Annotated in this window: 15 protein-coding genes; 6 read left to right on the top strand and 9 right to left on the bottom strand. The window is 56.8% G+C overall.

The features are described from left to right. Nucleotides 1-57 precede the first annotated feature (57 nt). Both pepN and ADG72_RS02915 read right to left on the bottom strand, forming a co-directional pair. Nucleotides 58-2,616, bottom strand: coding sequence for an aminopeptidase N (gene pepN / locus ADG72_RS02920; RefSeq protein ID WP_048712119.1), 2,559 nt, complete (start codon nucleotides 2,614-2,616; stop codon nucleotides 58-60). A gap of 144 nt (nucleotides 2,617-2,760) precedes the next feature. Then, complete coding sequence (locus tag ADG72_RS02915; protein WP_048712261.1) at nucleotides 2,761-4,725, bottom strand: M13 family metallopeptidase; 1,965 nt, start codon at nucleotides 4,723-4,725, stop codon at nucleotides 2,761-2,763. 201 nt (nucleotides 4,726-4,926) lie between these two features. Here ADG72_RS02915 and glpA point away from each other — a divergent pair, with 201 nt between their 5' ends. The 4 genes from glpA (at nucleotide 4,927) to ADG72_RS02895 (ending at nucleotide 9,925) form a co-directional block, all read left to right on the top strand. Beyond that, entirely contained in the window at nucleotides 4,927-6,594 is a 1,668-nt protein-coding gene (gene glpA / locus ADG72_RS02910; RefSeq protein ID WP_048712117.1) for an anaerobic glycerol-3-phosphate dehydrogenase subunit GlpA, read from the top strand. Further along, complete coding sequence (gene glpB / locus ADG72_RS02905) at nucleotides 6,587-7,834, top strand: glycerol-3-phosphate dehydrogenase subunit GlpB (protein ID WP_048712116.1); 1,248 nt, start codon at nucleotides 6,587-6,589, stop codon at nucleotides 7,832-7,834. Before glpA ends, glpB begins: the two co-directional genes overlap by 8 nt. Further along, nucleotides 7,831-9,105 carry an anaerobic glycerol-3-phosphate dehydrogenase subunit C gene (locus tag ADG72_RS02900; RefSeq protein WP_048712114.1) on the top strand — a complete coding sequence of 425 codons (1,275 nt, stop codon included), beginning with the start codon at nucleotides 7,831-7,833 and terminating at the stop codon, nucleotides 9,103-9,105. Before glpB ends, ADG72_RS02900 begins: the two co-directional genes overlap by 4 nt. A gap of 64 nt (nucleotides 9,106-9,169) precedes the next feature. Next, a complete protein-coding gene (locus tag ADG72_RS02895) occupies nucleotides 9,170-9,925 on the top strand; it encodes an SDR family NAD(P)-dependent oxidoreductase (protein ID WP_048712112.1) in 756 nt (251 codons plus the stop codon). Between the two features lie 42 nt (nucleotides 9,926-9,967). On the opposite strand, the gene ADG72_RS02890 is transcribed toward ADG72_RS02895, so the two are convergent. The 5 genes from ADG72_RS02890 to ADG72_RS02870 form a co-directional block, all read right to left on the bottom strand. After that, nucleotides 9,968-10,783, bottom strand: coding sequence for a sulfite exporter TauE/SafE family protein (locus ADG72_RS02890; RefSeq protein ID WP_048712110.1), 816 nt, complete (start codon nucleotides 10,781-10,783; stop codon nucleotides 9,968-9,970). Continuing rightward, nucleotides 10,773-12,056: an anaerobic sulfatase maturase gene (locus ADG72_RS02885; protein WP_048712108.1), complete on the bottom strand. Its 1,284-nt coding sequence runs from the start codon at nucleotides 12,054-12,056 to the stop codon at nucleotides 10,773-10,775. The genes ADG72_RS02890 and ADG72_RS02885 overlap by 11 nt, the downstream gene beginning before the upstream one ends. Then, a complete protein-coding gene (locus ADG72_RS02880) occupies nucleotides 12,053-13,210 on the bottom strand; it encodes an ROK family protein (protein ID WP_048712106.1) in 1,158 nt (385 codons plus the stop codon). The genes ADG72_RS02885 and ADG72_RS02880 overlap by 4 nt, the downstream gene beginning before the upstream one ends. 69 nt (nucleotides 13,211-13,279) lie before the next feature. Beyond that, nucleotides 13,280-14,809, bottom strand: coding sequence for a sulfatase-like hydrolase/transferase (locus ADG72_RS02875; RefSeq protein ID WP_009748030.1), 1,530 nt, complete (start codon nucleotides 14,807-14,809; stop codon nucleotides 13,280-13,282). A gap of 10 nt (nucleotides 14,810-14,819) precedes the next feature. Next, nucleotides 14,820-16,280: a sugar porter family MFS transporter gene (locus tag ADG72_RS02870; RefSeq protein ID WP_065427146.1), complete on the bottom strand. Its 1,461-nt coding sequence runs from the start codon at nucleotides 16,278-16,280 to the stop codon at nucleotides 14,820-14,822. A gap of 257 nt (nucleotides 16,281-16,537) precedes the next feature. Between ADG72_RS02870 and ADG72_RS02865 the strand changes: the two genes are divergently transcribed. Next, on the top strand, nucleotides 16,538-17,272 hold the full coding sequence (locus tag ADG72_RS02865; protein WP_080978641.1) for a hypothetical protein: 735 nt from the start codon (nucleotides 16,538-16,540) through the stop codon (nucleotides 17,270-17,272). Between the two features lie 51 nt (nucleotides 17,273-17,323). On the opposite strand, the gene ADG72_RS02860 is transcribed toward ADG72_RS02865, so the two are convergent. Together ADG72_RS02860 and ADG72_RS02855 are read right to left on the bottom strand one after the other, a co-directional pair. Further along, nucleotides 17,324-18,055, bottom strand: coding sequence for a TIGR03943 family putative permease subunit (locus tag ADG72_RS02860; protein WP_048712101.1), 732 nt, complete (start codon nucleotides 18,053-18,055; stop codon nucleotides 17,324-17,326). Continuing rightward, entirely contained in the window at nucleotides 18,052-19,065 is a 1,014-nt protein-coding gene (locus ADG72_RS02855; protein WP_048712100.1) for a permease, read from the bottom strand. Before ADG72_RS02855 ends, ADG72_RS02860 begins: the two co-directional genes overlap by 4 nt. A 331-nt stretch (nucleotides 19,066-19,396) precedes the next feature. Between ADG72_RS02855 and ileS the strand changes: the two genes are divergently transcribed. Continuing rightward, nucleotides 19,397-22,672 carry an isoleucine--tRNA ligase gene (gene ileS, locus ADG72_RS02850; protein WP_048712098.1) on the top strand — a complete coding sequence of 1,092 codons (3,276 nt, stop codon included), beginning with the start codon at nucleotides 19,397-19,399 and terminating at the stop codon, nucleotides 22,670-22,672. The last annotated feature ends 34 nt before the right edge of the window (nucleotides 22,673-22,706 follow it).

Below are 22,706 nucleotides of genomic sequence, written 5' to 3'. Positions count from 1 at the left end.
ATAAAAACGGAGGGGTTGGTTCCATGTGAACCAACCCCTCCGTTCATGTCGCTAATATCAGTTCAGGTCTGCAGCCTGAGCGTTCAACATGCGCTCCGTGGTCGAAATCTGCTCGCGGAGCAGGCGAACCAAAGCAGCTGATGCCGCCGGGTGATTGGAGATCCACTCGTTTCCCTTGGCGATCGGATCGATGCCCTGGACGTATCCCGCAAGAGCCTTGGGGAACATCAAGGTGACAATATCTTCAGCGATGTGGAAGGTGTGATCCTTCCAGATCTGCTCAAGAGAATCGAAGTAGTCGGCAACCACCGGGACATACATTTCCGGGTTCGTTCGCGCCTGGGCCCAGAAGCCCGAGACCATCGCCCAACGGGTGTCATTGGGAATGGAAAGATCGCGAAGAACGGCATCCCACGTCTGCTGCTTGACACCTTGATCGGGCAGGGCTGCTCGCGCAGCGGCGGCCTTCTGATGACCTGTCATTGTGTCGTCCTCGGTCTCAAGGGCTGCGATTTCGGCCTCGCCAGCAACGCCTCCGCGTACCAGAGCAATGAGGAGAGCCCAGCGCAGGTCGACGTCCAGATCCAAGCCCATTAGGGTCTGGGTCCCATCGTAGAGTCCCTGAAGGGCCTCGAAGTGCTCGGGGAGAACGGCGCAGTGCGCAAGCTCGCGTACAAAAAGCTGCTGTTCGTCGGAGTGAGCGGCCGCGGTGCGCGCAAGGATGAGCAAGCCTGAAGCAACGCGCTCTTGCAGAGCAGCACGCTTTGAGGGTGCGACGTAGGTTTCCAGTGCTTGGTCAAGGTGACGCAGGTAGAGACGCAGCATGGTCGCATTGCGCTCAACAGGCAGAGCGGTGAGCAACAGCGTGAGGTAGTCGTGTGCGGGCATCTCGCCATCGCGGGTCATGTCCCAAGCCGAGGCCATGATGACACCGCGAGTCAAAGAATCCTCGAAGCGGGAGATATTACGGATTGCGAAGTCAAGAGACTGCGGATCCAAGCGAACCTTTGCGTACGCCAGATCTTGGTCGTTAATAAGGATGAGATCGGGGCGTGCGATTCCCTGAGCTTCCTCGACAACGGTCGAGGCGCCATCAACATCGAGTTCCTGAGTGAAGACGCGAGAGATTGCTCCCTCTTCGTTTGCGCTGTAGCCGGAAACGATTAGGCGGTGAGGACGAAGAGAAGATCCCTCGGAGAAGGATTCCTGCAGCACAGCGAGCTTGGTGATTGTCCCGTTATCGTCGACCTCAATTTCGGGGCGAAGCAGAGTGATGCCTGCTTCTTCCAACCAGACTCGTGACCACTGCTTGAGGTCGCGACCCGAGGCTTTTTCAAGTTCGTCAAGAAGATCTGCCAAGGTGGCGTTCTGGTAGGAGTGCTTCGTCAGGTATTCATGCAGGCCTGTGAAGAAGTGCTCGCGGCCGACATAGCTGACCAGCTGGCGAAGAACTGATGCTCCCTTTGCGTAGGTAATGCCGTCGAAGTTCACCTCGACGTCGGCAAGATCACGGATCTCAGCGGTAATGGGGTGGGTGGTGGGGAGCTGATCCTGGTTCATGCCCCAGTCCTTGCGGAGCATGAAGCCGGTCCAACCTTCTGTGTATTCGGTTGCTTCAGCCAGAGCCAAGTGACTCATGAATTCAGCGAAAGACTCATTGAGCCACAGATCGTTCCACCACTTCATGGTGACTAGATCGCCAAACCACATGTGCGCCAGCTCGTGGAGGATCGTATTGGCACGAGCTTCCAAGTCAGCAGTCGTGGGGCGGGTACGGAAAATGTACTGGTCGCGGAAAGTGACACAGCCGGCGTTCTCCATCGCACCTGCGTTGTATTCGGGGACGAAGATCTGGTCGTAGGTCTTGAAGGGGTAAGGAATTCCGTAAGCGGCCTCGAAGAAGGAGAATCCCTGGCGGGTGATTTCGAGGATGCGATCAGAATCCAAGGAGTCGATGAGGGATGCGCGGCACCATACGCCGAGGGGAATCGTGCGGCCATCGCTGGAGACTAGGGAATCGGTTACGCCCTGGTAGGGGCCAGCGATAATCGCAGTGATGTAGGTGGAGATGCGCTCGGTCTTTTCGAAACGATACGTCCAGCGATCCTCGTGAACCTCAGGCTCGGGGGTAGCCGAGTTCGAGAAGACCTTCCAGCCTGCAGGAACGGTGACCGTGAAAGTAAAAGACGCCTTGAGGTCGGGCTGCTCGAAAGTCGTAAAGACGCGGCGGGCATCGGGAACCTCGAACTGCGAGTAGCAGTAGGCCTGTGAATCTGCGGGGTCCACGAAGCGGTGAAGGCCTTCACCGGTGTGCATGTACTGGCAGTCAGCCTCGACAGTCAAGGTGTTGTGGGCCGCAAGCGGAGGAAGGGTAATACGGTTGTCCTGGTGAATCACCGGGTCCAAAGCTTCGCCGTTGAGGACGATCGAATGAATGTTATTCGAGACTAGATCAGCGAAGGTCGCCTCACCCTCACTAGCACTGAAGGTAACGGTGGTACGAGAAAGGAAGTCCTTGTCTCCGCGAGTGAGGTCGAGTTCGACGTCGTAGTGATCAACTGAGATCACTGCTGCGCGCTGCTGTGCTTCTTCGCGCGTCAGGTTCAGGCCAGGCATTGCGTACCTTCCAATTGTGTTGACGATTCACACGCGCATGCTGCGCGTAAACGTGTTCATTTTTGCATGTTTAAGCCGATGGTGCGAACCTTGCCGCGCCATCTGTTGCATTGTTGTGACGAAATGGAAACTCAGTTGTCCGGGCTACCAAATACGAACGCGTTCGTTGGGGGCGATCCACAGAGCATCATCGGGAGCCAGGTCATAGGCCTCGGCAAAGGAATCCATGTTCGCGACAACCTGATTGCAACGGAATTCTGCGGGGGAGTGCGGGTCAATACTCAGGAGCTGTTTGGCGAATTCGCGACGGATAGCGGTCCTCCATCCGCGTGCCCAAGAAGTGAAGAAGCGTTGAGCTGCCGTTAGTCCATCTATCGCGGGGGCAGTTTGCGGTGTCTCTCCCTTTTCTTTCAAACGTGAGACGTAGGCCTGCCAAGCAATAGAAAGACCTGCGAGATCTCCGATATTTTCGCCCAGAGTCAATGCTCCATTGACGTGGAGTGGCGGCTCCTCGCCCTCAAGATCGCGTGGAGTCAGAGCATCGTACTGTTCGATCAGGCGCTTTGTGCGTTCTTCGAAACGGGCGCGATCCTCCTCGGTCCACCAGTTCTCCAGATTTCCCTCTGCATCGAAACGTGAACCTTGGTCATCGAAGCCATGGCCGATCTCATGACCGATAATCGCACCAATTGCGCCGAAATTCGATGCGTCATCGGCCTTGGGATCAAAGAAGGGTGCTTGAAGAATAGCCGCGGGGAAAACAATTTCGTTCATCGTCGGGTCGTAGTAGGCATTGACCGTTTGAGGTGTCATATGCCATTCACTGCGATCGACGGGGCCACCCAACTTATCCCAGCGGCGTTGAACGTGGAACCTAGTTGCGGCCTCGACAGTATCTACAAGGGAAAGAGACTCCACTTTCAGCGGCGAGTAGTCGATCCAACGGTCGGGGTAGCCAATCTTCGGCGTGAAAGTTGAGAGTTTCTTCAGAGCTGCTGCTCGCGTTTCTTCACCCATCCAGTCACATGTGGAGAGGGCCTGCTGATAGGCCTCAAGAAGAGAATGAACAAGCTCATCCATGATGGCCTTGTTTTCGGGAGGGAAGTGGCGTGACACCCAAATTTCACCCATCGCCTCGCCAAGGAGGGAAGATACCAGGGAAAGACCACGCTTCCATCGAGGGCGAAGTTCCTCGGTTCCTGAAAGAGCTCGACCATGGAAGTTGAAAGACGCCTCAATAAACTCACTCGACAGCAGCATTGCGTATTCGTCGATGAGCGAATGCTCCATCCATAGTTTCAGTGTTTCAAGATCCGTTTGAGCCCAGAGCGCGGTTGCATGTTCAAGGAAGTCTGGCTGGGAGACGTTTAGAGTATCGACCTTATCGGTGGGAAGATGCGCGGACGTGGCCCATTCTTCCCAGGGGAATGACGGATAGGAATTGCACAGTTCCTTCCATGTCATGGGGTGATCAGCCAAGAGTGGGTCGCGGTTCGAGACTGCATCGCGATGGAAGGAGGCAATCTGTGTTTCGAGTTCTTTCACCGCGTGTGCATGTTTAGCTGCCTGCTCCTCATCAATTCCGACAAGGGTGAAGAGGGTGGCAATGTAGGCCTCCCAGGCCTCGAGGATCGGGCGATGCTGCTCCTCGCGGTAGTAGGCCTCGTCGGGAAGTGAAATACCGCTTTGATAGATATCCAATTGGTGTTGGCTGGAGTTGTGGGCATCGGTGCCGACATAGCTCCCGAAGAGGCCGCCGATTCCTTCGTAGCGGAAAGTCCCCATCAGACGTGCGAGTTCGAGGTGTGTGCTCACGCTGCGCAGGCGTTCAAGCTTTCCTGCAATAGGGGAGTAGCCTGCGGTCTCGGCAGCTTCTTCATCCATAAAGGTGCCATAGAGATGGGCAATGAGTTCTGCATTGTGTCCTGGGATCTTGCCTAAGCTCGCGTCCTCGGCAATCTCTTTTTCCCACAGCTCAGATTGATCGTGGAGCTGGTTGAAGATGCCGTCCATCGGGCGATCTGCAGGGATCTTGTGGCTGCTAAGCCATTGGCCGTTGATGAAGCGGTAGAAATCGTCTTGAGGACGGTAGCTTAGGGTCTCAGTCATAGGGACACTGTACGTTGCCCAGGGGTGCGATTGCACCCCCTAATGTTTAGGGATACCTAAGTTTCCTGTGAATGATTACATGGCAAGCACCCCCATCTGCACATATGTGCAAAACGGTGTGGGCGGATGTGCAGAGACTCGAAAAGAGTAATGATTTAAGTGGTACATAAGCTCAAACAGAATTAAGGAACAGCGAACGCTATGAGGACGATGGAGACCGATGTCGTAGTCATTGGCGGCGGCTCAACCGGCGCCGGCGTTGTCCGCGATGTTGCAATGCGCGGATTCCGCGCGATACTTCTTGACCGAGCTGACATGGCTCAAGGAACCTCAGGTCGCTACCACGGCCTGCTCCACTCCGGTGGACGCTACATCGCATCCGATCCGGAATCAGCAACCGAATGCGCCGAAGAGAACGCAATTGTCTCGCGTATTAATGCCGATGCCGTTGAAAGGACAGGCGGCCTTTTCGTCACGACATCCGCCGATGATGAGGAATACGCAGATCTCTTCCTTGAGCGCGCACGAGCAGCCCACGTTCCCGCCGAAGAGATTTCTCCCGCCGAGGCCCTGCGCCGTGAACCCCGACTGGACCCCCACCTCAAGAGGGCTTTTGCGGTTGAAGATGGAACCGTTGACGGGTGGCGTATGACATGGGGCGCAGCTCGCTCCGCTATTGCCTATGGTGCTCAGATCCTTACCTACACGCGAGCAACCGGAATTCAGCGCTCAGATGATCGCATCGAAGCGGTTTTTGCGCGTGATGAACGAACCGGCGAAGACATCCGCATCGATTGCTCCTTCGTTTTGAACTGCGGTGGTCCTTGGGCGGGACAGATCGCTGCTCTTGCTGACTGCCACGGCGTTGAGGTTGTCCCCGGTGCGGGAATCATGATCGCAATGAATCACCGCCTCTCACAGACAGTTATTAACCGTTGTATCTGGCCCGCAGACGGCGACATCCTGGTTCCGGTCCACCCGGTGTGCATTATCGGTACGACGGACCTTAAGGCTGAAGATCCGGATAAGCTTCCGATTCTTGCCGACCAGGTTCAGCAAATGCTCGATGCCGGTGAAGCATTGATTCCAGGCTTCCGTCAATCGCGTGCTCTTCACGCATGGGCAGGCGCGCGGCCGCTGATTAAGGACAGTCGTGTCTCTGAGTCGGATACCCGCCACATGGCACGTGGAATGCACGTTGTCGACCACCTGAACCGCGACGGCGTTGATGGCATCTTGACTATTGCCGGCGGCAAGCTCACGACCTACCGCCTCATGGCTGAACGCATCGTTGACATCATGTGTCAGCAGATGGGCGAGGATCGCCCCTGTCGTACAGCGGAAGAAGCTGTTCCCGAGGCAGAAGGAAAGTCGAACTACTACATCGGCCACCGCCTCGACGAAGTCGAACACCACGGAAAGTCACCTTCCAGCGAAGAGATTATCTGTGAGTGCGAGCTTGTCACCCGCGAGATGCTTGAACGCACCATGGATGCGCTTCCCGGAGGCCAGCTTGACGACGTCCGTCGTCAGATTCGCTTGGGAATGGGACCCTGCCAAGGTGGCTTCTGCTCGCAGCGCAGCGCAGGAATTGCACATGAACGCGGCGATATTGATGCCCCTCGCGCGAACGAATTGCTTCGTTTGTTCCTGAAGAACCGTTGGATTGGTTTGTGGCCGATCCTCTTCGGAAAGCAGGCGCGTCAGGCAGCCTTGGATAACTGGATCCACGAAGGAACTCTTGACGTCGAACATTTGCCGACCACCCCTGAGGCGGTTCCGCGTGAATGTGAATACTGGGATGCCCTTGAAGGCGAGGAAGAAAACCCCACAGCTGGGGAAGAGAAGGAAGGTCATACTCATGCGTGACGCAGTCGTTATCGGAGCGGGCCTTGCCGGTCTTGCTGCCAGCATCCGACTGGCACAGCGCGGAGCGAAGGTTACTCTTGTCACCAAGGGAATTGGTGGACTTCAACTGGGACAGGGAACAATCGACGCCCTTGGGTATGCCCCCGAGTTCGTTCAGCATCCCTTAGAGGCCATTGAGAACCTGGCCAATGAACGTCCGGAGCACCCCTATGCTCGACTTGGCGTGGATTCGGTTGCGCAATCCTTCGAATGGATCCGTGAACTTCTTGGCCCTGAACTCCTTGTCGGATCGCTTGATCATAACGTTCGCATCCCAACTGCACTCGGTGCACTGCGTCCCACTGCGTTGTATCAGCCTTCGATGGAGGCTGGAATCCCGGTTGGCCAGGAATTTCTGATTGTCGGTTTCAACCGACTCAAGGACTTCTACCCGGCACTGGCAGCAGAGAATCTTCGCTTGCAAAAGGATGCAAACGGTAATCCGATTTCGGCGCGATCTGCGTACGTTGATTTGGACGTCCGCGGTGAAGAACGCGACATAACGGGAACCAACTTTGCCCGTGCGCTCGATCTGAAAGAAAACCGCGTTCGCTTGGTTGAACTGCTCAAGCAGATCGTTCGCCCCGGTGAAACGGTTGGTCTTCCTGCCGTATTAGGGCTTAATGATCCGACTGCTTGGAAAGACATCCAGGAGATGCTCGGTCATCCCGTCTTTGAGATCATTTTGCAACCGCCGTCGGTTCCCGGGATGCGCCTCAATCAGGAGCTCACTGAGATTGCGAAGGCGAACTGCCGTGTCATGCTGGGATCGTCGTTGGTTTCTTACGAGGCCGATGGCGACCGACTGCGCAGCGTGACCATTTCAACCGCTGGACACCCGCGCACCATTGAAACGAAGACTCTGGTCCTTGCAGCCGGTGGTTTTGAGTCCGGTGCTCTGGAGATTGATTCTTACGGTAACGTCAGTGATACCGTAATGGGCCTTCCGCTGACCGGTGTCGATACCACCTTGCTGAATGGTGATTTTTGGGGAAGCGAACAGCCTCTTTTCAAGGTTGGCTTTGATGTTGATGAGCACATGCGTGTGTGCACTCCTGGCGCGGGCCCCGTGTACGCCAATGTGTACGCGGCCGGCGGAAACCTGAGCGGTGCAACCCGTTGGAAGGAAAAGTCCGGTGACGGAATTGCACTGGCAAGTGCGCTGCGCGCAGCGGATTCGATTGTGGAGGAACTTCAATGAGCCTGGAAATGGCACCCAGCGTCGAAGAAAGTGACGTTCTGGGGATTAACGGAGGCGAATTTGGCCTTCGATCAACCCTGGATGCCTGCGTGAAGTGCACGATTTGCGAAACGCAATGCCCGGTCATGCGCGTGACAGATCTTTTCGCTGGCCCCAAGTACTCTGGACCGCAATCTGAGCGCTATCGCAAAGATGGGCACATTGTCGACCACTCGATTGACTACTGCTCCTCATGTGGTACCTGCTCGCTGGTGTGCCCGCAGGGCGTGAAGGTCACTGAGATGATCCACCATGCGCGTACCGACATGAAGAAGAAGCAGGGGATCCCGCTTCGTGACCAGCTGATTGGTCGTACCGGCCTGATCGGCTCCGTCATGACTCCTTTTGCGCCTATTGCAAACTGGGCACTGGACGTGAAGCCAATTCGTGTCGCGATGGAAAAGGTCATCGGTGTTGACCGCAACGCTCCCATGCCTCGCGCATATGGACGCACTTTCGAAAGCTGGTTCAAGAAGCACACCCCGCTTCCTGAGTCAGGCACAAAGGGACAGGTCATCTTCTTCCATGGATGCGCCGGCCAATACTTTGAGGTCGAAACCTCCATCCACTCCGTCTTGGTCCTAGAGCACCTGGGCTACGAAGTTCTGGTCCCGCACCACGGCTGCTGTGGTCTGGCTCTTCAGTCCAATGGCCTCTACGACGAATCGCGAAAGTATGTCTCGCGCCTGACGAACGACTTGCGCAAGGCAAACCGCGATGCGCCGATCATTTCTTCCTCAGGTTCCTGTGGTGGCATGCTCCGTCACGAAGCTCACGATATTTTGGGAATGGATACCCCCGAGCTCCGCGATGTTGCCTCACGTACCTGGGATATCTGCGAGTTCCTTATTGATCTTTACGATCGTGGGGAGCTTGACATGGATATGCAGCGCATCGATGTCACCATTCCGTACCACGCACCCTGCCAGCTCAAGTCTCAAGGTCTAGGTATGCCTGCCGTTGAGCTTATGAGCCTGATCCCCGGTGTAACGGTGAAGGAATCCCAACAGCCCTGCTGTGGCATTGCTGGAACCTACGGAATGAAGAAAGAAAAGTACGCGATCGCTCAGGCGGTTGGAAAGCCCGTGTTTGACTTCGTTAAGCAGGTCAATGTCGAGCTTGCGGCGTGCGATACCGAAACCTGCCGTTGGCAGATCCGTACTGCAACGGGTGCGAATGTTGTTCACCCGATTTGGCTGCTTCACAAGGCCTACGGTCTTCCCGAAGGCTGAGATTTAAAGAGTATCCCCGGGCGGCGCGCAGACGATGCGCCCCCGGGGATATTACTGTTACCCCATGAGTACCTCTCGCCGTGTTGTTGTCACAGGAGCCTCCAGTGGAATCGGGGAAGCAACCGCCCGTCTTCTGGCTGAACATGGATGGCAGGTCGTTGCCGTAGCTCGACGCCGCGAGCGACTAGAGGCCCTTGCCGATGAGATTGGTTGCGAGTATTGGGCAGCTGACCTTAGTGACTATGCGCAGGTGGAAGAGATGGCTGCGCACGTCTTGAAAGGCGGCCCCGTTGATGCGCTGGTGAATAACGCCGGTGGAGCTATCGGTGTTGATCGGGTCGCTGACGCAGATCCTGCAAGGTGGAGCGCAATGTTTGAGTGCAATGTCCTCACGGCTTTGCATTGCACGCGCGCATTTCTCCCCTCGATGCGCGAGCGGGGAGGCGACCTTGTCTTCCTGACCTCGACCGCCGCCCACGACACCTATCCGGGAGGCGGTGGCTACGTTGCAGCTAAGCATGCTGAACGCGTCATCGCGAATACTTTGCGCCAAGAATTGGTGGGCGAACCCGTGCGTGTGATCGAAATTGCCCCAGGTATGGTGCGGACTAAAGAGTTTTCTCTCAACCGACTGGGTTCCCAAGAAGCTGCTGACCGCGTCTACGATGGCGTCGCCCAGCCGCTTATTGCCGAGGACATCGCCGAGGCGATCGTGTGGACCCTGGAGCGCCCACGTCACGTCAATATCGATTCGATGATCGTTCGCCCGGTTGCGCAGGCGACGAATACTCTTGTGGCTCGAAGTGCGCCCGAGGCCTAGAACAGACGTTGCAGGTCGCGGTCGCTCTCTTTGATTTGTTAGTTATGCGCGTAGCGTGGCGTAAGCGCTCACGCTTGCAACTGCGAGCAAAAGAACAATGAATGCCCAGGCTAGTGCGGTCGAGCTTACCCTTCGAGTAAGGCGTGCTCCGATAACGCCTCCGCACATCGAGGCCGCAGCGAAGCATGCAACCATCACCCCGGCCTCGGCACTGATATCCAAGGTTCCACCCAGTGCACGCGAAGCCAAGCCGAACACTGCCGTAATGAGCATGATCAGCAGGGACGTCGCGGATGCTTTTTTCATTGGGTAGCGCAGAACAAGGTGAAGCACAGGAACGATAGCGAAACCCCCGCCGACACCAAAGAAACCGGTGAGAAAACCGGTCAAGCTAGCGAGAAGAAGCACGAGGGCTGCCTTCTTAAGCGTCGACGCAAGCGAGCGTGGGGAATCCTCGGGTGCGGCCTCGTCAATCGACGAAGGGGAAGCGTCAGCGCGGGCACGCAACTGTTTGTGCACCATGAATACCGCGACAAATGCCAGAAGAATACAAAACTCCAGCATGAGCGTGCGTGCTGAGACCAAAGGATTAAGGGCAGAACCACCCCAGGTGCCAACAATCCCCGCGAAGGCAAAAAGGCTTCCGTGCTTCCAATCAACGTGGCCGCTGGGCGCGCGGGTCACCAATGAAACGCATGCGGTCGCACCGACGATGATGAGCGACAATGTCGCAGCTTGATGCGGATTTTGACCCAAGAGATACACCAAGACGGGAACAGAGAGAATTCCGCCACCGGCCCCTAGCGCTCCAACAACAATGCCAATGCCGATGCCGACGATTGCCGCCTCAATGAGCACCGTGATCCTCCTTGATCGGGGGTGTGAGTCCTAGTGAATGAGCAATGCTTGGATCCATGATTTGATCAGCGCTTGCGCCGCGCGAGATCAAGAAGGCCATCGCTTTGAAGTAGGGGAGAGCATGGGAATAGAAATGCCGGTATCCCTGGCAGAGGTAATTGTGCGAAGGCCCAGAATCGGTCGCGATGAAACGGTCTTTTGGACATCCACCCCAGCATAAACGCAGGAAGGGACACTTCCAGCATTCATCATCCAGATCTTGCTTCTTCGTATCAAAAGCACGCATCTTTTCCGAAGTCGCAAGGGTCGGGAAATCAGTTTGCGCAATGTTGCCGACAAGCCACTCGGGCTCAACCCAGTGATCGCAGGCGTAGACATCCCCGTTAAACTCCATCGCCATATTCGCCCCACATGATGGTGCGTGGACACATACGCTTGCTGAACCAAAGAGTGCAGAGATCGAGGAATCGAAATCTTGTACGAAGACGGAGCCCACGTCAGAGTAGACCCACTCATCAAAAATTGCGCAGAGGAAGTTTCCGTACCCTTCCGGTGAAGTGGAACGTGAGGTCACGCAGTCTCCGTCTTGGCGGTAGAGGAGTGCCGAGCTTCCACTTCTCCACCCGAGTTCGGCTTGGCGCAGGTGCTCGCGAGGAACGCGTTCGACGATGGGGATAAATTGCATGTACTGCGCTCCGAGTTCATCTCGGAAATAGCGGTAGACCTCAAGGCCGTGGTTTTCGTTAGCAGCGTGGACTGTGCACAAGATATTGGTGTCAACATCGGCGTTACGCAGGTGTTCCCACCCGCGAATCACCATCGAGTGCGTTCCATGCCCGCCACGGTTCAGGCGATAGGCATCGTGAAGAGGAGCCGGGCCATCGATAGAGATACCGACAAGGAAATTGTGTTCCTTGAAAAAACTGGCCCATGATGGCGTAACGAGTGTCCCATTGGTTTGGATGGCATGGCGGACCTCTTGGGTGGGACGACGATACTTTTCGCACAGCTCAATGAGGTGCTCGAAAAAAGGTAGGCCGCGCAAAGTCGGCTCACCTCCCTGCCAGAGCATGGTGACTTCTCCGTCGAGGCTGGCTGATAGAAAATTCTTGACGTACGTCTCGAGAGTTTCTTCGCTCATTGACTGTCGTTTTTGATCGTAAAGCAGTTCCTTCGAAAGGAAGAAGCAGTACTGGCAGTCAAGGTTGCAGGCGGCTCCCGTTGGTTTGGCAACAACCGAGAAGGGAAGCGTGAGGGCGGGGGAATGCGTCATCGGGTCCCTTCGCTTTCCTTCTTGATCGACGAGGCCGTGGTTTGGGATGCGTAGGCCGCGGCCTGGGCCCCAGCAAGTGGGCCAAGCTCGGCGCGGACGACATCGATGTGCCACTTCATTGCGGGAATTAATTCGCTCTCGAGGCCGTGAGCAATCATATCGGAGACCTGGGGGATCGCCTCGGGAAGTTCCCCGGCGACAATGATCGCTCGAGGGTTGATGAGCAGGGCAGCGTTTGCACAACAGGCACCGACTGCACCCATCGCGTGTTCGAGGATCTCTAGTGTTCGGGAATCCCGATTGTTCACTTTGGTCGCCAATTCGCTCAAAGAAGAGACATCGCACTGGGCGCAGAGCGAGGGAATAGAGGCGAGGGTTTCTAGACACCCCTCTTTCCCGCATGTACATGGGGTGTGCACGTTCGGAACGCGCATATGCCCCAATTCCCCTGTGAAGCCAAAGTCTCCACCCGATAGGCGATAGGAAATCACCAGGCTGGCGCCGATACCGTTGGAAAGTCGAACGTAGAGGATTGATGGATACCCCTGTCCCGCTCCCCATAACGCCTCACTCAGGGCAGAAAGGCGGGCAGTTGTATCAATGAGGATATTCCCTTTCCAGCGGCGTGAAATGGTATCGATAACGCTTTTGCGGCTGGGGTAGGGGGAATGGGGTGAGTGGGAAATATTTGACCCCATGGGGACGGGCAGACCGATCCCGATGGTACTCACGTAGTCAGTGATGATGCCGCGCGTCTGTGCGCGCTCGAGGAGCATCGCTCCCATGGCGTCAAGTGCTTCAAGATAATTAATGGGACGTGAGGCGGGTACTGATTGTGCAATGAGAACATCGCCGCCTCGATTGAGTAAAACCCCAGCGAAAGAGGCTCGGCTGATCACAATGCCAACCGAGTATGCGCACAAGCGCGCCGATGTGAAAAGAGTCGTTGGGCGACCCGCCCCCGTTCGGTCATCGCCCTTGAAAGAGATGACGGCGTGAGCATCGATGAGTTTTTTGATTGCGCGCCCGAGCGTTGTTCTCGAAACGTCAAGAGCTTCGCACAGCTGTGAGCGCGAGGAAGGGGGATTTTCACCAAGATAACTGGTGATCTGGTCTTCCAAAGAGGGCACGGCGGCGTGAAGATCGTAGTCCATGTCCTCTCCTTCGATGTTGTGTGGTGTGGGCCTCCCGCACGCCCCGGAAGGCCCACACCGGATGGTGTGTTACTTACCCATGACCTCGTCGAGATCGCTTCGAGCGGTGTTGACCAGCGGAATATCAAAATCCGTCATGGCCGCCATCCACTTCGCGAAGGAGTGGTCTCCGCGCTCGCGGAGTTGGAGGTATAGGTTCGTTGCGAGTTCACGGCGAATGTCGTCGTAGACGGGCACCGTGTATACATTGTTCATCTCTGCAGGATCAACTCTCAAATCGTAGAGCTCATTGATGGACTCCGGTGAGATGACAAGTTTGAATTCCTTTGTGCGCAGCATTCGCTGTTGCAGCGGGAAGTGATGCCCGTGGAATTCGCAGACAATGTCTTCACGCCAACCGGGCACGTCCTCGCCTCTCGTGAGATCAACGATCGAGCGTCCGTCTTCGACCAATGCCGGGTCAAGTCCAGCGATGTCGAGGACAGTTGCAGGAAGGTCAATCAAAGACACGAAGGCATCGGATTGGCCGACCGCGGAAACACCGGGGATATGTGCGATGAAGGGGACGTTGTAGATGTCGTCGTACATCATCGGTCCCTTGTCATTCAGCCGGTGGGAGCCGGTGAATTCCCCGTGGTCTGCGCAGAAGAAGACTGCGGTGTCATCGAGAATTCCCAGTTCGCGCGCCACATCCATGATTCGACCAATTTCGAAATCAATCATGGCCACGTATCCCCAGTAGACAGCGATGAGCTTCTTCCACTGATCGTTATCGAAGGACGATGTTGACCAGTAAGTCGCGTAGTTCTGCTGGATCTGCGGCTTACCGATGAGTGAGTCACCGAAGTTTTCGGGCAAGGTGACATCGTTCGGATCGATCAAATCGAACCATTCATCGGGGAGGAAGTAGGGAAGATGCGGGCCAAAGAAGTGGACGTCCAAGCTGAAAGGCTGTCCGTTTTCCTTCCAATCGGCTGCATATTCGCGAAGCTTCTCAATCGCGCGATCAGCCAAGAAACGCTCGAAGGTCGCTTCTTCTGGTTGCTCGAGGCGTGCTGCAATGATGTGTCCGTCGCGGCCTCCTGGGAGCTTTCCTCGCCAGAAGTCATGGGCGCGAACTGGTGGAAGGCCGTGTTCGTTGAGCCAAGCGACGTACTTTTCGTTGGCAACGGGGTTTTCAGCGCCCCAATAGGTGTCGTCGTCGGCACCGAACTTGTCGGGGAGGTTCGCCCCGCAGTGATACTTTCCGACGATGCCAACGTTGTAGCCAGCATCCCGAAGTGCCTGAGTGTAGGTCCAAGTACCAAGAGGGATCATCGTCTGGTAGGCAATGTTCCATTCAGGATTGGCCAGCACCAGGTGCTTTCCGGGGCGCTTTCCCGTCAGCAGTGAGGCGCGTGCGGGTGTGCAGATCGCAGTGGGAGTAAAGCAGTTGGTGAAGGCGAAACCGTTGCGTCCCATCTCGTCAATGACGGGGGTTTGAGCGTGAGGGTTGCCTAGGCAGCCGATCGTATCCGTGCGATGCTGGTCCGTCATAATGACTAGGACATTGCGGACATTATCCGGGATGTCGCTGGAGCGTTCGTATGTGTCAGACATGATGGTCCTTTCACTTCTTGGAAGCAGCGAGTTTGTCCATATCTTCGAGTTCGGTACCAGTGGTCTCCTTCAGATACTTTGCGGTGAAGATGACTGCCAAGACACCAAATGCGCAGTAAATCCAGTAAGTGCCGGCCGGCGACCACGAGATCAGGAATGGGAAGAGCAAAACGACAAGGAAGTTGACGAAGAAGTCTGCTCCCGAGGCCATGGACATTGCGCCACCGCGAATCGAATTGGGGAACATTTCACCCATGACGATCGAGAAGATCGGTCCCCACGAGGAAGTGAAGCCCAGCAGGAAGGTGCACAGTGCTGCGACGGCGAGGAATGCCAAGACCGGGTTGTCTGCAACGTCGGGCTTTCCATCGACAACGGGTGCCAGGGTGAAGACGGTTGCAACGACTCCAAGGGATACGAAGATCAGGGTGCCTCCGTAGATCAGCATCCGCTTGCGTCCCACATGGTCGACAAGAAGGATGCCGGAGACAACACCGACGATCTTAAAGCCCGTGATGAGCAGGGTCTGTTGCAGTGCCATCGATTCGTTGAATCCAACTGCTGCGAAGAGCGAGTTTGAGTAGAAGAAGACGCCGTTGATGCCCGTGAGCTGTTGGAATGCGGCGATCATCATGCCAACCAGGACCAGCCCGCGCCACTTCGAGGAGAAGATTTCGCTAATGCTGAGCTTGCGTCCGCCAGTCTCTTCCATTGAAGCGGCGATTGCCTTGACGCGTGCTGCGGGATCGTCTTCACCGCTGACCTTTGCAAGGACAGCCCCAGCTTCTGCGGTCTTTCCGACCGAAACCAGGTAACGAGGCGACTCTGGAATCTGTGCCGTAAAGATGACGAAGAGGAGAGCGGGGATGATGAGGCATGCGAAAAGCACCTGCCAAGTCTGCAGTCCCCAGAAGGCGGGCTTGGCTGCGCCACCGGTCAGGCGTACGACCCCCATATTGATGAGGCCGGCGAAGAAAAGACCGAGGATGATGGCCAGCTGACGGAAGCCAATCAGGCGGCCTCGGATGTCAGCCGGTGCAATTTCTGCGACGTACCCGGGTGCAACGGTGGTTGCTGCGCCAAAACCAATGCCGCCGACAATGCGGGTGAGGAGAAGGAAGGGGTATCCAAAGCCTCCCAAAAGCGGGGAGAGGGGGCCAAGGAGTGCTTCGAAGAGAAGGAAGGGACCAACCCACATCAGGGTTGTTTTACGCCCGATCTTGTCGGAAATGCGTCCCGCTCCAAGTGCGCCAATAAGGCCGCCGATAACACCGGCTGCGCCGGCAACGCCCTGCAGGAATGGGCCGAGGTGGAAGGTGGTGCCGACGGCTTTAATTGCGGCGTTAAGGACCATTCCTTCGAATCCGTAGAAGAAGGGGCCCAAGGTTGCAATGAGTGCAAGGAAAGTGGCGTATTTCCGCGCCCGACGTTGGGCTTCGGTCAACGGAACTGCCGTACGTGAGGTTGACATGAGATCCGTCCTAAAAGGGGAGAGGAATGAACTCATCGGATTGATCCGTGATGCCTCATCTTTGAGGCACTTACACGCTATCGCCGAGTGAATTTTGGGCGGTGGCGTGGACAAAATTAATTTCTGTGAGCTGTGTCATAAAAAATCTCTCCCTCCTCACAGGAAAACCTCAGGTGCAACATAAAACAGACATAGAGGTGGTCCATACCTTGAAGACCAAGACAACAGGGCGGATGCCCCAGAGGAAAGGAACGCACATGAGTGCAGAAGATATGAACAAGGACCACCTGGACGAGACTCGAGTCATCGAGACTCAGGCCCAGGATGCACAGGCACGTGATGCTCATGCCGACAAGACGACCTATGTGAACGTGGCCTATCAGAAGGAAGATGGAACCTATGAAGGTGCTTGGCTTCCCGCTGATGAGGTTGTCTCTCGCGAGGCCTCAGCAAAGCCCTCGTGGAAGAAGAAGGCAGTAGCCGCCGGTGCTGCAGCGGCTTTCTTGGTTGCAGGTTTTGGCGCAGGTTGGGCAACAAGTTCGGTGGCCTCTCCGGCTCCGACGCAGCAATCGCAGGCGGTGCCCGGACAGCCGGGCCAAGGCGGTCCGGGAGGTCAGCAAGGCCAGGGCGGCCCGGGCGGACAAGGTATGCCCGGTGGTCAGAATGGTCAGCAGGGTATGCCTGGCGGTCAGGGTGGTCCCGGCGGTCAGCAAGGTCAGGGCGGCCCCGGTGGGCAAGGTATGCCTGGCGGTCAGCAGGGACAGAATGGTCAGCAGGGGATGCCTGGCGGTCAGGGCGGCCCGGGCGGACAAGGTATGCCCGGTGGTCAGGGCGGCCCGGGCGGACAAGGTATGCCCGGTGGTCAGGGTGGCCCCGGCGCTCAGAATGGCTCCTCGAAGAAGGGGTCTGAGGACTCAACTGCAAAGAAGAAGGCAGCAGAGAATTCCTCTCAAAACTCTGGCTCCCAGAATTCTGATTCCTCGTCTAAGTAATGAGGAACTCCTGGTAGGGGTGCTCGTCGCCGCCATGGCGTCTGGGCACCCCTACTTCTTTTCGTAGACGAAGGGGGTATCGGGCGGTTTAATCGGAGTAATGCTCGTCGCTTTCAGATAGAGAGCTTTTGAATTACGAACTTCCAAGGTTCCTTGGATGCGAACCCATTGATCAGCCTGCGGCGCGAATGAGGTTGTGTTATTCACGGCAAAACCCAAGGCGTAAGCATCGGCTGCGCAGCACCACATGGTCATCCGGGATAAGCCGAAGCTGTCATCTGGACCGAATGGCGGCATCCCTGCCTCCGAGGAGGCTTTGTCTTTGGGTAAAACGAAGCCAGATACCTCGATTGTTTTGCCATCCCACTGATCGGGGTGGGTCACCATATCGATGACGCTCTCGTAGTAATTGTTCGTGTCGATCACGCGGTCGGCGTGGAACTGTGCTGCGGAAGAAACATCTGAAGATGAAGGGATGGGCGTCGGTGAAATAGCACTCGCTGAGCTCGTTGACCCAAGGAAACTCGAGGGGGCCAGAGAAAAAGGCAAGCACCATGCAATGACAGGGATGAGAAGATATACCGCATTCGCGCGTGTTCGGTGAGTATGTTTTTCCTGCCGACGTGCAAAAAGGTCGACAACGGCCCACACGGCGAAGACGACACACAAGAAAATGATGAGTGGAAGGAAACGAGGCGGGAAGAAATAGACCCATCGCCTCGAAAGGAAGAGGAAGCCTAAGCTCACTGCAGCCAGGACAAAGATCAAAGCGCGTGTTCTCACAATGCACCTCCCAAGCCCCACCAGGTCAAGACAAGACCGGCCAGCGCAACAACTGCGGTGATGGTTGCGCAGATACGAAGAGTAAAGCGCGTCGAGAAAACGGCTGACAACATGAAGACGTTCTTCACATCAAGCATGGGGCCCATGAGCATGAATGTCATGAGCGCGCCGGGGGGAAGCAAACTTGTCATGCTCCGCGCCACGATCGCATCGGATGATGAACACTGAGAGAGAACAAAAGCCATCAACATTGCGACGGCAATGGAGACATATGAGGAAGTATGTCCCGTGATAAACCCAGCAGGGAGAAGCCCTTGGATGAGGCTGGAGAGCGCGGCTCCGATCAACATATAGGGCACGACGCGCAGGAAGGCTGAGGCAGACGCGGAAGAAAATGAAGAAAAGCGCCCTCGCGTAGCGTGCGCCGCGTGGGCTCCGCAACCATGTGAACACTCACAGGAGTCGTCCGAATCGCTCTGACGCAAAACCGCCGTCAGAGACGGCATACGGATGCTGAGTAAAAGAGCAATTGTCATGGTGCAGATGACGGCTGCCGTCACGCGGAGCGATACCGCTTTCAGTGATGGGCCAAAGGCGTACCACGTTGAAAACAAGACAAGCGGGTTGATGGATGGCGCCGCAAAAAGAATGATGAAAACAGTGCGCGGAGGAACGCCTCTGCGCAGCAGGGTACGTACAAGAGGAACGGTTGAACAATCGCAGACGGGAAGAAGCGCGGAATAGGCGAAAGCAATGACGCAACCGGCAATGCGGCCTCGTGGGAAGAGGCGCGCAAGCTGGCGAGGGGAAAGAAACACCTCAATCGCAGCGGCAATGAGGGAGCTGATGGCTAAGAAAGGTAAAGACTGAAGGGTGATCCCCGAAAAGATTGCAATCATGCGGGAAATTGGGATCCCCGCAGCAGTCAATGCCTCTTGAAAGCGGTAGGCACACACCAAAGCAAGGCATACAACCGCTGTAACGGCCGTCGAAGGTCGGGAAATGTCCATGTGCCTCCTTCCTTGTTGCGTGGCTGTGCATACATCGTTAACTCTATCGCGATGCTGATCTCATTTTTGTGCCGACAGCGAGATGAACATGCCATGTGTGCACGACTTGCGTAGACTGGAACAGGTGTTGATCCGGCTACATCTGTAGGAATCACCGGGGAGCATTCGGAAGAACGGGCGCGGTAATTCACAGCGTCCCAGTAGAACCGAACGGGTAAGCCCGTCACAGCTGTTAATGAGCGGCTACGCAGCGCGTAGCAAGCGGGGTGGTACCGCGGGAATCGGCAACGCTGATCCTCGTCCCTGTGGACCTGCGACACAAGGACGAAACATGACGAAGCACGGCTTCTACCCGCGCCATCGCGATGAGCAAGTGGATCCAAGCCCGTCCTTCCCTCAGATGGAAGGACAGACCCTGGCTTTCTGGGCCGCTGATGACACCTTCCGTAAATCCATTACCCGCCGTCCCGCCGGTAAGGGTGGTCAGAACGAATTCGTGTTCTACGACGGCCCGCCTTTTGCAAACGGCCTCCCGCACTACGGTCACCTTCTGACCGGCTACATCAAGGACGTTGTCGGTCGCTACCAGACCATGCTCGGACACCACGTTGAGCGCCGTTTCGGTTGGGATACCCACGGTCTGCCCGCAGAGCTTGAAGCGCAGCGTCAGCTGGGAATCGAAGACGTCACCGAGATCACGCGACCCGGTGGAATCGGTATCGAGGCCTTCAATGCAGCTTGCCGTTCTTCCGTGCTTCGCTACACCAAGGAATGGGAAGAGTACGTTACTCGCCAGGCTCGTTGGGTCGATTTTGATAACGACTACAAGACCTTGGATATGTCCTACACGGAATCGGTCTTGTGGGCATTCAAGCAGCTTTATGACAAGGGCCTTGCCTACCAGGGGTACCGCGTGTTGCCGTACTGCTGGCATGACCGCACTCCCTTGAGCAACCACGAGCTCAAGATGGATGACGATGTGTATCAGGATCGCACTGATAACACCGTGACTGTCGGCCTGCGCTTGGAAAAGAAGCTGCGCGAAGATTCCGAGCGTCCCGAATTGGCACTGATCTGGACGACCACGCCGTGGACTCTTCCTTCGAACTCGGCCATCGCTGTCGGTCCGCAGATCGACTACGCCCTGGTTCAGGTTGCGCCAGATCATGAGGGCGTCCTTGCCGGCGAGCGTGTTCTGATCGCCTCTGACCTGATCAGTGCTTATGCCAAGGAACTGGGCGAAGACCCGCAGGTCGTCGCCACCTATAAGGGCTCGGAACTGGTCGGTCTGCACTACCACCCGATCTACGACTTCTTTGATACTCCCGAGCGTCGTGCAGAGGGCGGTGCCCCCGGCCCGAACGGCTGGTCGATCATTGCCGCTGACTACGTGACGACTACGGATGGTACCGGCCTCGTCCACCAGGCTCCCGCATTCGGTGAAGACGATATGTGGACCTGTATGGAATACGGTATCGGCGTGGTGCTGCCCATTGATGAGGGCGGTGTTTTCACCTCGGAGGTCCCCGATTACGAGGGCATGCAGATCTTCGATGCGAACCGCTACGTCGTGGCAGACCTGCGTGAGCAGGGCGGACCAATCGCGCGCCGCGCGCCCGAAATCCGCGCCGTGCTGGTTCGCGAAAAGTCCTACGTCCACTCCTACCCGCACTGCTGGCGCTGCCGCAAGCCCCTCATGTACAAGGCCGTGTCCTCATGGTTCGTGCGCGTGACCGAGATCCGCAATCGCATGGTGGAGCTCAACCAAGAGATCACGTGGACCCCTGCCCACATTAAGGACGGTATCTTCGGCAAGTGGCTGGAGGGCGCTCGTGACTGGTCGATTTCGCGTAACCGCTTCTGGGGTGCGCCGATCCCCGTGTGGGTATCGGATGATCCGGCCTATCCGCGCACCGATGTTTATGGCTCGGTTGCAGAGTTGGAGGCCGATTTCGGCGTGAAGGTCACGGACTTCCACCGTCCCTTCATTGATTCGCTCACTCGCCCGAACCCGGATGATCCGACGGGCAAGTCGACGATGCGCCGTATTTCCGATGTCTTCGACTGCTGGTTTGAGTCGGGATCCATGCCCTTCGCGCAGGTTCACTACCCCTTCGAGAACCAGGAGTGGTTCGAGAACCACTACCCGGGCGACTTCATTGTCGAGTACATCGGTCAGACGCGCGGCTGGTTCTATACGCTGCACGTCCTTGCGACCGCGCTCTTCGATCGCCCGGCTTTCCGCTCCTGCGTCTCCCACGGCATTGTTCTGGGTGACGACGGCCTGAAGATGAGCAAGTCCCTACGTAACTACCCGGATGTGGCCGAGGTCTTCAACAAGTATGGTTCCGATGCCATGCGTTGGTTCCTCATGTCCAGCCCGGTCGTGCGCGGTGGAAACCTCATGGTCAAGGAAGAGTCGATCCGTGACACGGTTCGTCAGGTGCTCCTGCCTATTTGGAACACCTACTACTTCTTCACGCTCTACGCCGGTGCCTGCAACGGGGGAGCGGGCTACGAGGCCAAGCGCCTTGACCTATCGGACCAGGCAGTTGTCGGTGCGCTGCCCCAGATGGATCGCTACCTGCTCGCTCACACGCGATCCTTGGCTGAGGATACTCGCGATGCCCTAGACGCCTATGACGTTGCCGGTGCCTGTGACGCGATCCGTGACTACCTGGATGTTCTGACCAACTGGTACGTGCGTACTCAGCGCCAGCGTTTCTGGGATGAGGACAGTGCAGCATTCGATGCTCTCTACACCGCTTTGGTGACCCTCATGGAGCTGGCAGCCCCCTTGCTGCCGTTGCTTTCCGAGGAGATCTGGCGCGGTCTGACGGGCGGAGAGTCCGTGCACTTGGTCGACTTCCCCGTGATTTCCGAGGTCGTGGCCGACTCTGCGCTTGTCGAGGCCATGGACGAGGTTCGTTCCGTCGTCTCCGCTGCTCACGCTCTGCGTAAGACCCACCAGCTGCGTGTTCGCCAGCCTTTGGCGTCCTTGCAGGTTGTCTCTGAGCACCACAAGGAACTGGAGCCCTTTGCGGATCTTATTGCCTCCGAAGTCAACGTCAAGTCCGTTGTTTTCGCTTCTCCCGAAACTTCGGGCCTGAGCGTGCGCACTGAGCTTTCGCTCAACCCGCGCGCCTTTGATCCGGCTGTTCGTAAGCTGACGAGCCAGCTGTTCAAGGCTCAGAAGTCCGGTGAGTGGGAGGTCGTGGACGGCGAGTGCCGCTTCGCTTCCGTTGAGTTGGATGGGAAGCCGCTGGTGTTGACCGGTGACATGTTCTCCGTTTCCACTTCTGTGGACGCCGCTGAAGGACAGGTTGCTGATGTTCTGCCCTCGGGCACCTTCGTGGTGCTCGATACGGAGCTGACCTCTGAGCTCGAGGCCGAGGGCTACGCTCGCGATGTCGTTCGCGCCGTCCAAGATGAGCGTAAGAATGCTGGCCTGCACATTGCGGACCGCATCGACCTGACGCTGACGGTTCCGGCTGAGCATGTGAGCGATGTCGAGACCTGGAAGGACATGATTGCTTCCGAAACTCTGGCATTGTCCGTGTCGGTTGAGGCAGGGGAGAAGCTCGCTGTGAGTGTCTCCAAGCACTGAGTCTAAGCGCTTTTAAGCGGTGAAAGCCGCGGGG

Source organism: Trueperella pyogenes, from assembly GCF_001070855.1.
Classification (GTDB): domain Bacteria; phylum Actinomycetota; class Actinomycetes; order Actinomycetales; family Actinomycetaceae; genus Pauljensenia; species Pauljensenia pyogenes_A.
This window is presented reverse-complemented; position numbering and strand designations above follow the sequence as displayed.